14 protein-coding genes are annotated in these 12,558 nt (G+C 33.7%); 9 read left to right on the top strand and 5 right to left on the bottom strand.

What is annotated here, in order from left to right; translation table 11 throughout:
- Positions 1 to 13: 13 nt before the first annotated feature.
- From ACPWTF_RS03860 to ACPWTF_RS03840, 5 genes are all read right to left on the bottom strand, one after another.
- Positions 14 to 805: an SDR family NAD(P)-dependent oxidoreductase gene (locus ACPWTF_RS03860; protein ID WP_427874492.1), complete on the bottom strand. Its 792-nt coding sequence runs from the start codon at positions 803 to 805 to the stop codon at positions 14 to 16.
- 49 nt (positions 806 to 854) lie between these two features.
- Positions 855 to 1,436, bottom strand: coding sequence for a TetR/AcrR family transcriptional regulator (locus tag ACPWTF_RS03855; protein WP_427874491.1), 582 nt, complete (start codon positions 1,434 to 1,436; stop codon positions 855 to 857).
- A gap of 75 nt (positions 1,437 to 1,511) precedes the next feature.
- A complete protein-coding gene (locus ACPWTF_RS03850; protein WP_427874490.1) occupies positions 1,512 to 2,498 on the bottom strand; it encodes an SDR family NAD(P)-dependent oxidoreductase in 987 nt (328 codons plus the stop codon).
- Positions 2,499 to 2,809: 311 nt separating this feature from the next.
- Entirely contained in the window at positions 2,810 to 3,634 is an 825-nt protein-coding gene (locus ACPWTF_RS03845) for a hypothetical protein (RefSeq protein WP_427874489.1), read from the bottom strand.
- 89 nt (positions 3,635 to 3,723) lie between these two features.
- Positions 3,724 to 4,524 carry a helix-turn-helix domain-containing protein gene (locus ACPWTF_RS03840; protein ID WP_427874488.1) on the bottom strand — a complete coding sequence of 267 codons (801 nt, stop codon included), beginning with the start codon at positions 4,522 to 4,524 and terminating at the stop codon, positions 3,724 to 3,726.
- 477 nt (positions 4,525 to 5,001) lie between these two features.
- On the opposite strand from ACPWTF_RS03840, the gene ACPWTF_RS03835 reads away from it, so the two are divergent.
- From ACPWTF_RS03835 to ACPWTF_RS03795, 9 genes are all read left to right on the top strand, one after another.
- The gene (locus ACPWTF_RS03835) at positions 5,002 to 5,961 is read left to right on the top strand and encodes a glycoside hydrolase family 43 protein (protein WP_427874487.1); all 960 of its coding nucleotides are present in this window, start codon (positions 5,002 to 5,004) and stop codon (positions 5,959 to 5,961) included.
- Entirely contained in the window at positions 5,954 to 6,292 is a 339-nt protein-coding gene (locus ACPWTF_RS03830; protein ID WP_427874486.1) for a hypothetical protein, read from the top strand. The genes ACPWTF_RS03835 and ACPWTF_RS03830 overlap by 8 nt, the downstream gene beginning before the upstream one ends.
- A complete protein-coding gene (locus tag ACPWTF_RS03825) occupies positions 6,214 to 6,732 on the top strand; it encodes a hypothetical protein (protein WP_427874485.1) in 519 nt (172 codons plus the stop codon). Before ACPWTF_RS03830 ends, ACPWTF_RS03825 begins: the two co-directional genes overlap by 79 nt.
- A gap of 181 nt (positions 6,733 to 6,913) precedes the next feature.
- The gene (locus ACPWTF_RS03820; protein WP_427874484.1) at positions 6,914 to 7,498 is read left to right on the top strand and encodes a sialate O-acetylesterase; all 585 of its coding nucleotides are present in this window, start codon (positions 6,914 to 6,916) and stop codon (positions 7,496 to 7,498) included.
- Positions 7,498 to 8,580 (top strand): alpha/beta hydrolase-fold protein, encoded by a 1,083-nt coding sequence (locus ACPWTF_RS03815; RefSeq protein WP_427875728.1) that lies wholly within the window; start codon positions 7,498 to 7,500, stop codon positions 8,578 to 8,580. Before ACPWTF_RS03820 ends, ACPWTF_RS03815 begins: the two co-directional genes overlap by 1 nt.
- A gap of 117 nt (positions 8,581 to 8,697) precedes the next feature.
- Entirely contained in the window at positions 8,698 to 9,105 is a 408-nt protein-coding gene (locus ACPWTF_RS03810; RefSeq protein WP_427874483.1) for a family 43 glycosylhydrolase, read from the top strand.
- Positions 9,056 to 10,234, top strand: a complete 1,179-nt coding sequence (locus tag ACPWTF_RS03805; protein WP_427874482.1) for a family 43 glycosylhydrolase — start codon at positions 9,056 to 9,058, stop codon at positions 10,232 to 10,234. Before ACPWTF_RS03810 ends, ACPWTF_RS03805 begins: the two co-directional genes overlap by 50 nt.
- Positions 10,235 to 10,349: 115 nt before the next feature.
- Positions 10,350 to 11,492: a glycoside hydrolase family 97 N-terminal domain-containing protein gene (locus tag ACPWTF_RS03800; protein WP_427874481.1), complete on the top strand. Its 1,143-nt coding sequence runs from the start codon at positions 10,350 to 10,352 to the stop codon at positions 11,490 to 11,492.
- Positions 11,492 to 12,295 (top strand): glycoside hydrolase family 97 catalytic domain-containing protein, encoded by an 804-nt coding sequence (locus ACPWTF_RS03795; protein WP_427874479.1) that lies wholly within the window; start codon positions 11,492 to 11,494, stop codon positions 12,293 to 12,295. The genes ACPWTF_RS03800 and ACPWTF_RS03795 overlap by 1 nt, the downstream gene beginning before the upstream one ends.
- The last annotated feature ends 263 nt before the right edge of the window (positions 12,296 to 12,558 follow it).

The raw sequence follows: 12,558 nt of genomic DNA, 5'->3' as shown, positions 1-12,558 counted from the left end.
TTTTAAATTTCTATTAAATGGTTTTTAAAACACCACCATCTGCTCTTAGAGAAGCTCCATTTGTTGCCAAAGAAAGCGGACTTGCAAGATAAACGGCAAGCGATGCAATTTCAGTTGGATTTATAAAACGCTGCAATAAAGAATGCGGATTGGTTTGCTGAACAATGCTATTTTTCATTTGTTCCACTTCGATATTCTGTAGGGATGCTATGTGTTCTATAACAGCTGCAACTCCGTCAGAATAAGTTGGTTCGCCTAGAATGGTATTTACGGTTACCTCTGTTCCAATGCTTAGTTTAGATAAGCCATTGCTCACAGCAGTCATTGCGGCTTTAGTCATTCCATAATGAATCATATTACCTGGAATATTTACTCCAGATTCACTGCTTATAAAAATAATTCTTCCTGATTGCTTCACCAACATCTCTGGTAAAAGTTTCTTAGAAAGACGAACAGCACTCATAACATTAATTTCAAATATTTTATACCAATCTTCATCTTCAATTTCTTCGAAGTTTTTTAGATCAAATTGGCCAACATTATTGATTAGAATATCGATGTTATTTAATTGGTCTAATAACGCGTCTATTTCTTCTTTTTTGCTAAAATCTGCTGCAATTCCAGACACTTTGCAGTTTGGAAATTCAGTTTTCAATTTTTCGACCGCCAGATTTGTTTTTTCTTCACCTCTTCCGTTGATAATTACTTCTGCTTTTTCGTTTAATAATTGTTGTGCAATTGCAAAGCCAATTCCTTGAGTTGATCCGCTGATGAAAGCTTTTTTACCTTCTAATTTTAAATCCATTTTTTATTATTTAATTTTGTAATGATTGATACATAAATAGTCAAAAAAATTAGCTGATGACAGCTAATTGCATTTCGATCTGATCTGTTAATATTTTCTTGTCAGGATACATTCTGCGGAGCGTATTAAGTCCGCACCAAAACGTGATGAGGTATTTTCCTAGAACCTCAGGAGCAATTTTAGATTGTATATTTCCTTTTACTTGTTCCGTTTTTATGGTTGCTATAAACATCTGTTCGACTTCTTTTAAAATTTGTACAGCATTTGCTTCAAGGTCTTCATCTATATAAGTCATTTCGACAACGGTATTAGCGATAATACATCCCTTCAAATGTTCATTTGCGTCGGTTTCTGCAATACTTCTAAAAAAATCTTTAATTAATTCTAAAGGCGAATCACTTTTAGCCAATTCATTTTTAAAAGCATCAAAAGCTAATCTGCGTTCTTCAATAGCTTTTTTAAAGACTTCTTTTTTTCCGCCTTTAAAAGTATTGTAGAAACTTCCTGCTCCGGCTCCAGTTGCTTTTTGTAAATCACTTAAAGAAGTTGCACTATATCCTTTTTGCCAAAAAACTTCCTGAGCCTTTTTTATAATATTGGAATCTTCATAGATTGTTGGTCTGCCTCTCATTTTATTTATTTTGTAATGATCGATACAAAATTATATAAAAATAATTATGCAGCAATTTTTTTTTAATGTAATCCTTTAAGAAGATTTTTTAAGAACTAAAAACAACGCAGCTGCGATGCCTAATCCCATAATTGCAGTTTTAGCAAAATTAGAGTCTGTTTTTGAAGGTGGATTCCCGTAGACTCTTAAAGGTTCTTTAGAATTGGTAAGCACATTTCCAGGATTATTCTCCTTATTTTGATTAAGTTTCATTTTTAGACGAAGCGCTGTCGATGCGGTATTGCTAATTAATTTTGGAAATAATTTATAGGTATTAGTAATTGCCGACGCTTTAAAATCGGGAAACAAATCTTTTTTAGGATTTTTGGCCAAATAAACCATTTTGGCAGCAGTTTCGCGTGGGTCTGAAGCAATAAAAGGAATTTTTATATCAAAACCCGAATACTTAGCAGAGTGAAGATTTCCTGTAGAATTTTGTAACTGAGGATACAGATTGCAAACATGAATATGTCTGCGGTTAGAAATTTCTCCCTGCAAACATTCCATCATGCCTTTAATACCAAATTTTGATGCAGAATATACAGCGCTGTAAGGCGCGGGCATAAAGCCACCAATTGATACATTATTGATTAAGATACCGTGATTCTGATTTTTAAAAATTTTGATTGCGTTGTAAGCTCCATGCATGTATCCAAATAAATTGGTTTTTATAACCTGCTGATGAATTTCTAACGGAATTTCTTCAAATTTTCCGCTGGCCATCACTCCGGCATTATTGACCCAGATATCGATTTTACCGCTCATAGAAAGGGCTTCTGCGGCAACTTTCTCTACATCTTCAGCTATAGACGTATCTGCCGAAACACCCACAACAGAAACATTTAATGCTCGGCAAAATTCTACAACTTCATTAATACCTTTCCAACCTCTGGCAGCGAGGACTAAATTACATCCTTCATGAGCAAAAGCTTCTGCAGCTGCACGACCGACACCACTGCTTGCACCCGTTATAACAACTGTTTTTCCTTTTAGATCATTCGTATATTTTCCTTCATTTTTCATATCCTAAATATTAAAGTATGTAAAAGCGCATTTTACTGCGGTGGGTTATTTCAAATTGCTTTTTTAGACAAGATAATAATGCGCTTTTCGTTTGTTCTGCTTGAACTATTTTTTAAGATATATTTTTTCTCAGATGTTCTCGTACTGAATATTCTATTTTTTTGATTAAAAAAAAGCATAGCAAGTAATTTAGTAACGAAATAGCTTTTCCGTCTAATTGAAATATAAAATTAGAGTAAAACTATTCGGACGCTGTTATATAATTACGCTTGCTAATTGCTTAATTAAGAGGTTGTAACAAGGCTTTTGATTTATCTAATCCTTACAAATTTTAGATTGTCAGTTTTAGTTGTAATAATTAGATCCTCTTTGCGCAAGATGTATTTCCCTTTTAGATAGTTTTTTGTTTTATGCTGCGAGTTCTCGTTAGTTTTTAAAGTTAAAGAATCTTTTGTAAACGAGTATTCGCCATTTATAATGCTATCGAGTCGATCTGTTTTATTAATTTGAAAATGATTCATGATTTCAAAATGCAACCTTTCTTTAGTTTGAAGATTTTCCCAAGTTCCGTAAAAATCGTCTTGTGACATGTATTTGGTTTTCATAATACTAAACATGATAAAGAAACCAATGAATACAGCAGGAATATAAACGAATTTTATGACACTAATCTTATTCATCCATTTGGGTCTGTCACTGTTTTGATACAATGGAGGTTCTTCTAAAAAGTATTTTAGAAAAACTTTATAATCAGAAAAGAATACAAACAATGCCATTAGGGTTAATGTTATTGCAATCTCTTTTGCATTAATATCATAAGCAAAATCGGTTAGAAGAATATTGACCATAAAAGTTAGGAAAAGAATAATCCCTATTCTTGTCGTTTTTCTAAAAAAGAGCAGGAACGAGCTTATAATTTGAGTAATGGCAATAACAATTGGGTACCAATTGCAGTAGCCATAATAATACCAAGTAAGTCGAAAACCATCTAGAGAACCAATAGGCATATCGTACACGCTTGGCTGTGATACAAATTGGGTTTTTAATATTTTACCATAAGCATATAAGATTATAATGGTAGCTAGAAAGTATCTGCAAAAGGTGTGTAAAAAAAGATGGATTTTTTGCCAGTTCATATTTTTTGGGATTTTTTTGTTTTACATTATTTGGTATGGGGTAAAAGTATAGTATCCCAAAATCGCAGAATTGTACAAATGGAAACTGTTTAGACAAACAGCCAAATATTTTCTTTTTCTGTATCTATATTTTTGAAAAATATTTGTGGATTCCTGTTTGTGAGCTCTTTAAAGTTTCGAATAAAATGAGATTGATCATAAAAATCATATTGAGACAACTCAGAAAAATTCTTGCTTTGCTTCTGTTTAAGAATTGAGTTTCTAAAACGATGAATTTTTCGGTACTCTGAAGGCGATTTGCCAATATGTTTTGTAAAAAGCTTATTCAAATATTGCCTGCTCATTTGATGTTTAAGAGCGATTTCTTCAATCTTTTCATCTGTTTCAATATCGGCAAGTATTTTTTCAATTAAAGAAAAATCTTTTACCTGTAATTTAGAAAGCAGATAGTCTTCAAGCTCCTGACTTTGTTTGTCTTTAGCTAAATCGAAAATTTCAATCATTTTAGCATTAAAGTCAGGCATAAAAGTAAAATCCAGAATAGTGCTTTCTGAAAAAATACTTTTGGAATCGGATAAAAACTGACTTATTCCTAATGGCTTAAAGTAAATCGTAACTTCATTTATAAGCTCTTTGTAATGAATTTTAATAGGCTTAGTATAACGAGAAACTACACATGTCATAATATTTTTATCTGGCGATGATTTTATAATGACTTCGTTATTTTGTATTTCAACATCTAGATCTTCATTGGTGGTTAGAATGCAGAAATTATTAGGAAAGGTGAGATATTGTACAGAGCCCGAATTTTTATCTTTTGAAATAAAGTAATATCCTTCAATATATTTTTTTAAAATGTCATTTTTAGGCTGATAAAAATCCAGATTCATTTGTTCTCTTTGAGGTAATGGGTAACGGTTTATTCTTTTGGAATAGTATTGAAAAAACTAAAGTAGCAAATTAAAGTTTGCACTATCGCTGATCGTTCATTATTTTTTTAAAGATAAAATTTGTTTATTAAAGAGACTGCTATTTTGAAAAGGAAATTTTGGCTTATTATGTTGTGATGAATGGCAAACTGAGATTAATAATATGAATATTTTATTGCGATCTAATAATTAATAAAAGTATTTCTGTGTTGAAATTGAACTTGCGATATTTTTACTTTTTTATATCTAATTATGTAATAAATATGTTTTTTAAGGTGATTTTTTTCGTAGTTCATAAAAACAAACAACACAACCGATTGCGTTTGAATGATATTTTTTTATATTTGTAATAAATACACTTATGAATTGCTATTTCATTTTTGTTCTTTAAGTGTTTAAAAATAACCGAGCTAACAAACCAATCTTAATAATTAACCAATGATCACAAAAAAAATATCTTTTTTATTTGTTATGGGATTTTTATGTTTTTTCTCCCTGACAGCCCAAGAGAAAAAATCAAAGAAAACAGCAGACAAGCGATCTCCGGTCTTTTCTAGTGTTACCTATCAAGGAGATGATGAAATCTATAAAAAAAATCCCTTAAAGCCCGATGAATTCTATTCTCCAATTCTTCAAGGATGTTATCCAGATCCAGCCATTACAAGAAAAGGAGACGATTACTATATGGTATGCTCTTCATTTGCCATGTTTCCAGGAGTGCCAATTTTTCATTCTAGAGATTTAGTAAACTGGACTGATTTAGGTGGAGTATTGAATAATGTTTCAGAGTTTAATCCGCATGATACGGGTATCAGTGCTGGGGTTTATGCGCCGGGAATAACTTATAATTCTCATAATGACACTTTCTACATGATTGTAACGGCATTTACGGGCAATATGGGAAATATTATTGTAAAAACTAAAGATCCGAAAAAAGGATGGGGAAGTCCAATTAAATTGGCTTTTAACGGAATTGATCCTTCTATTTTCTTTGATGATAATGGCAAAGGTTATGTAGTGCACAATGATGCTCCAGATAAAGGAAAAGAATTGTATGAGGGTCATCGTGTGATTAAAGTCTGGGAATACGATTTAGAGAAAGATCAGGTTATTCCTGGTACAGATAAAATTATAGTAGATGGTGGCGTTGATCTTTCTAAGAAACCCATATGGATAGAAGCTCCTCATTTATATAAAAAAGACAATCGTTATTATTTAATGTGTGCCGAAGGAGGTACAGGAGGAAATCATAGTGAGGTTATTTTTATTAGCGATAGTCCAAAAGGCCCTTTTAAGCCATCATCCAATAATCCGATTCTTACTCAAAGATATTTCCCTCAAAACAGACCCAATAAAGTAGATTGGGCAGGACATGCCGATTTAGTGCTAGGTGCCTGATAATAAATATTATGGAGTATTTTTAGGAATTCGTCCAAATGAAAAAGACAGAGTAAATGCAGGACGAGAAACGTTTATGTTGCCCGTAGATTGGTCGGGGACTTTTCCTGTTTTTGAAAATGGTTTAGTTCCAATGGAACCAAAATTAAAAATGCCAAATGGTGTAGAAAACAAAACGGGTAAAGACGGTTTTTTTCCTAATGGCAATTTTACATTTACAGAGAATTTTACCTCAGAAAAACTAGATTACAGATGGATAGGATTGAGATGCCGAGAGAGCATTTTATTTCTATTGTTAAAAAAGGATTGCAGATTAATCCGTTTCCGGTAAATATCAAAGAACTAAAACCAACTTCGACATTATTCTACAGACAGCAGCACAATAATTTTTCTTTTGAAACCACATTAGAGTATAAACCTAACTCTGAAAAAGATTTGGCAGGAATAGTATGTCTTCAAAATGAACATTTCAATTATGTTTTTGGAATAACTAAAAAAGGAAAAGATACTTATGTTCTACTGCAAAGAACAGAAAATGGTCAATCTGAAATTGTAGCCAGTACAAAAATTGAGATTAAGGGTGCAATGCGTCTTCAAGTTAAAGCGACAGGAGATAATTATCAGTTTAGTTACGCTTTAAATGGTACCGATTTTCAAAATCTGGGAAGCGCCGTCTCAGGAGATATCCTTTCAACAAATGTAGCGGGAGGATTTACAGGAGCTTTAGTAGGTTTATATGCTACTGCATTCAATAATGCAATTCCGAAATAAAATACAAAAAACAACAGCAGGATTACGGAATCGGGCTCAAATGCATGAATCCGAAAGAACAACTTTGATGCAGTAATTGATTTTGACAAGAAAGGGCATCAGAAATTGATTCTAAGGCACAAAGAATCGGGGAAGCAGTAGATTTAAACTTATTTAATTAAAGCAGATTTAACAAGATATCATGAAATCAATACTTAAGTTTTTCGCAGTTACAGTTCTTTTTTTTGCAGGATATAATGGATATTCTCAGGATCCAAATTTTCATGTCTATTTAAGTTTTGGACAATCTAATATGGAGGGCGCTGCGCCAATAGAAGCTGAAGACAAGACAAATGTAGATCCTCGTTTTCAGGTTCTGGAAGCAGTAAATTGTCCAGATTTAAATCGTGAGATGGGGCAATGGTACACAGCGATACCGCCGTTATGCAGATGTAAAACTGGATTGACACCAACAGATTATTTTGGAAGAACAATGGTTGCCAATCTTCCTAAAAACATAAAAGTAGGAGTGGTAAATGTTGCAGTTGGAGGTTGTAAAATTGAGCTTTTTGATAAAGACAATTTCGAAAACTACATGAAAACAGCGCCGGACTGGATGCTCGGAATGATCAAAGAATATAATGGAAGTCCTTATGCGAGACTTGTTGAAATGGCAAAAATTGCACAGAAAAAAGGCGTTATAAAAGGAATATTATTACACCAAGGAGAATCAAATACTGGGGATACACTTTGGCCAAAAAGGTCAAAATTGTATACGACAATTTGATGAAAGATTTGAATTTAGACCCTAAGAAAGTGCCTTTACTTTCTGGAGAGACCGTTCATGAAGACCAAAATGGGAAATGTGCGAGCATGAATAAAATTATTGCAACACTGCCTCAGACAATTCCAACCTCTTATATAATTTCATCAAAAGATTGTGCAGTTGCTACAGATTTGCTCCATTTTAATGCGGTAGGATACAGAGAATTAGGAAAGCGTTATGCAGAAAAAATGCTTTCATTATTGGGTTATAAATCAGATAATTCTAAAGAGCCTTTTGTCGTTCATGCGCCCATAGGTTTTGATCAGTTGAATCCAGCAGTTCCAGCTGGAAAAGTAGAAACGGTAAGTTATAATTCAAAGACAGTTGGAACAGTTAGAAAAGCCACTATTTACACGCCGCCGGGATTTGCTAAAAATAAAAAATATCCAGTTTTATACCTTTTGCACGGAATTGGAGGAGACGAAAAAGAATGGTTGAACGGTGGAAATCCGCAGATTATTTTAGACAATCTTTATGCAGAAGGAAAACTACAGCCAATGATTGTGGTAATGCCAAACGGAAGAGCCATGAAAGATGACAGTGCTTCTGGAAATATAATGGCTCTAGATAAGGTTCAGGCATTTGCAGATTTTGAAAAAGATCTATTAAATGATTTAATTCCTTTTGTTGAAAAAAAATACAATGTTTTCAAAGACAGAGAACATCGTGCCATTGCAGGATTATCTATGGGAGGGGGACAGTCCCTGAATTTCGGATTAGGTAATTTGGACAAGTTTGCATGGATTGGCGGATTTTCGTCGGCTCCAAATACTAAGAAAACAGAAGAGCTAGTGCCTAATCCTGAGGAAACTAAAAAGAAACTGAAACTGCTTTGGATTTCTTGCGGAGATAATGATTGGCTGATTGAAAATAGTAGACGAACCCACGATTATTTATTTAAAAATAATGTCCCGCACATTTATTATTTGGAACCTGGAGTTCATGATTTTAAAGTATGGAAGAATAGTTTGTACATGTTTTCGCAGTTATTATTTAAACCCGTTGATGAATCTAGTTTTGCAAAATATACCATGATTTATTGATGTATTCGCTATTATTCAATTAGTTTAATATTCCTGTCAGATATTTTTTTAGAAATACCGAAAAAAGAAATTATGATAAAAACACAAGATTTTATATATGCTGTTCTGGTCATTGTAATGAACATTTTTGTAGGTGAGGCTCAAAAGGACAAAGCTCAAAATCCCATTATTTTTGCAGATGTGCCAGATTTATCTATAATCAGAGTAAACGACACATATTATATGAGTAGTACAACGATGCATATGAATCCTGGTGTTCCTATTATGAAATCTAAAGATTTAGTGAATTGGCATCTTGTAAATTACGCTTACCAAACTTTAGAAGATAATGATGATCGATTGAATTTAGATCATGGAAAAAATGACTACGGTAGAGGTTCTTGGGCAAGCAGTCTGCGCTATCATAACGATGTATATTATGTGAGTACTTTTTCGGGAACAACAGGCAAAACGTATATTTTTTCTACAAAAGATATTGAAAAACGAACCTTGGAGAAGAATTGTATTAAACAATTCCTACCATGATCATTCGCTTTTCTTTGATGATAATGGTAAATTTTACCTTGTCTGGGGAGGCGGAAAACTTCAGATTGTGGAGTTAAAAGAGGATTTGTCGGAAGTAAAAGAAGAGACTAAAAAAGTTTTAATAGAAAATGCCAATGAACCTGCTAAAAGCGATATAATGCTGCCGGCTGAAGGATCACAACTTTTTAAAATTAATGGAAAATATTATTTATTTAATATCTGCTGGCCCAAAAACGGCATGCGCACCGTAATCATACATAGAGCAGATTCCATTACAGGGCCTTGGGAAGGAAAGATTGGACTGCAGGATTTAGGCGTAGCACAAGGCGGACTTATTGATACTCCAGATGGCAGATGGTTTTCGTATTTGTTTAGAGATGCAGGTGGCGTTGGCCGTATTCCGTATCTGGTTCCTGTACAATGGGAAAACGGTTGGCCAGTATTGGGAGAAAATGGTAAAGTGCCAGAAACTCTAGACCTTCCTGCCAATAAAAGCCTGATTCCCGGAATTGTAAACTCAGATGAATTTACTCGTAAAAAAGGTGAAAATGATTTGCCGCTGGTTTGGCAATGGAATCATAATCCAGATAATAAGTTTTGGTCTGTTAAAGAGAGAAAAGGGTACTTAAGATTAAAAACATCCAGAATAGACAGCAGTTTTACGCAGGTAAAAAATATTTTGACGCAAAGAACTTTCGGTCCTGTATGCTCAGGATCAGCCTTGTTGGAACTTTCAAATATGAAAGAAGGAGATTTTGCAGGACTTTCATTGCTGCAAAAAGATTTTGGTCTCGTTGGCGTAAAAGTCGAGAACGGCAAGAAAAAAATTATCATGATAAATGCTGAAAATGGAAATCCAAAAGAAATAGAAAGCGTTTTATTGAATCAGGACAAAATCTATTTTAAAGCCGAATGCAATTTTAAAGATCAGGCAGACCGAGGAAAGTTTTATTACAGCTTAGATGGCAAAAAATGGATTAGTATCGGTAAACCAATAAATATGCCGTACACAATTCCACATTTTATGGGCTATCGATTTGGACTGTTTAATTATGCTTCAAAAACAATTGGAGGTTCTGCAGATTTTGATTATTTCAGGGTGAATGATAAAATTTCAGAAACGAAGTAAACTGTATCTTTATACTTCGCATGTCAAAAGACAATTCTACTTGTTTTACCATGAATCATTTTCACACATAAAAAACATTTTAAAAATTCTTTTATCAAAAGATAAATCTATAATTATGAATCTTAAAAGTTTAATACTCCTATGTTTGGTTAGCTTTTTAAAACTAAACGCTCAGTCCACAGTAAAAAGTCCAGACGGAAAACTAATAGTTTCGGTTTCTATAAGTAATGGAATTCCATTGTACAGCATTACATACATTGAAAAGAGTTTTGTTGAAAAATCTCCTTTAGGATTAAAGACAAATGCAGGAGATTTTAGCTCTGGCTTGTCTCTAGAATCAAATGTGAAACAAAATAGAATAGACGAGACCTATCAATTGCGCAATATAAAACAAAGTAGCGTTCATTATATAGCGAACGAAGCTGTTTTTTCATTCACAAAAGAAGGCACATCAGTACTTGATGTGATTTTTAGAGTCAGTAACAACAATGTGGCATTTAAGTATAAATTATATCCGCAGAAAGAAACACTTTCTTGTGTGGTTCAAGAAGAGGTCTCAGGATTTTTATTGCCAAAAGGAACTACTACATTTCTTTGTCCGCAAAGTAATCCAATGACAGGATTTGCTCGGACAGCCCCTAGTTACGAAACTTCCTATACACTAGACGATGCAATCGGAAAAAATGGATTAGGAAATGGATATACATTTCCATGTCTATTTAAGGTCAATAACAGCGGATGGGTCTTAATTTCTGAAACAGGTGTAGATAGCGGTTATTGTGCAAGCAGGTTAATTGGTCATGAAAATGGGGTCTATACAATCGGATTTCCAATGCCCGGAGAGAATAACGGAAACGGAACAACAGCACCAGGAATACCGCTTACGGGAGAAACACCGTGGCGTACCATTACAATTGGAGAAACACTTGCTCCGATAGTTGAAACCACTATTCCGTTTGATTTAGTTAAACCAAAATATGAAGCGTCTAAAGAATATGCATATACAAAAGGAACTTGGAGCTGGATTATAAAAATGGATGGCAACACCACGTTTCCTGTGCAAAAGCAATATATTGATTTTAGTGCCTCGATGGGATATGAAACTGTTTTAGTTGATGCGCTTTGGGATACGCAAATAGGCCGTGATAAAATAGCAGAGTTAGCGGCATACGGCGCTCAGAAAGGCATAGGACTTTATTTATGGTACAATTCAAATGGGTATTGGAATGATGCTCCGCAAGGTTGCCAAAAGGCTTGATGGATAATGCTACTATCAGACGAAAAGAAATGGCTTGGATGAAAAGCATTGGAATTAAAGGCATTAAAGTTGACTTTTTTGGTGGAGATAAGCAGGTAACTATGAAATTATATGAAGATATTTTAACAGATGCGAATGATTTTGGAATTATGGTCATTTTTCATGGCTGTACTTTACCGCGAGGTTGGGAACGAATGTATTCTAATTTTGCATCTAGCGAAGCGGTTTTGGCAAGTGAGAATTTGCATTTTGGACAGAAAAGCTGTGATAACGAAGCTATAAATGCAGCAACACATACTTTTATTAGAAACACAGTAGGAAGCATGGATTTTGGAGGAAGCGCTTTAAATAAATTCTACAACAGTGATAACATTGCAAATAAAGGCTCAAAAAGAATGACTTCTGATGTGTTTGCTTTAGCTACTTCAGTGCTTTTTCAAAGCGGCGTGCAGCATTTTGCATTAGCGCCAAATAATTTGCATGATGCTCCAGATTGGGCTATAAAATTTATGAAAGAAGTGCCTACAGTATGGGATGAGGTTCGCTTTTTGGATGGATACCCAGGCAGATATGTATTGCTGGCCAGAAGGAAAGGAGCAAAGTGGTATATCGCTGGAATTAATGCTGAAAGTAAAACCCTTAGAACAAAACTAAAATTAGACATGTTTTCTTCTGGGACAGCGGTGAATTCTTATACAGATGATGATCAGCTCAATGGAAAAGTAAATGCGCTGAAAATAAATAAAAATAAAGAAATAGAAATAAAAATACCTCGTAATGGAGGCATTGTAATAATCAATTAAACAATTTGAATTATTACTATTAAGATCAGTTAATCTGATTTTTTAATAAAAAGCCAGTGCTCCAAAAAGTTAGATACTATTTGGAGCATTTTTTATAGAGAAACTAAACAAGACTTTAGACTGAGAAAATTATACCAAAAAGGATTTCTAGAGTTATTTGCAATAGATGTAAAAAGATTTGTCAAAAAAATATAGCCTGATGCAGATTATGATAATAATTGCATCAGGCTATTTTGTTTTAGATAGCATGTACAAATAGCTTC

The organism is Flavobacterium sp. MMS24-S5 (genome assembly GCF_050320125.1).
GTDB lineage: Bacteria > Bacteroidota > Bacteroidia > Flavobacteriales > Flavobacteriaceae > Flavobacterium > Flavobacterium tyrosinilyticum.
This window is presented reverse-complemented; position numbering and strand designations above follow the sequence as displayed.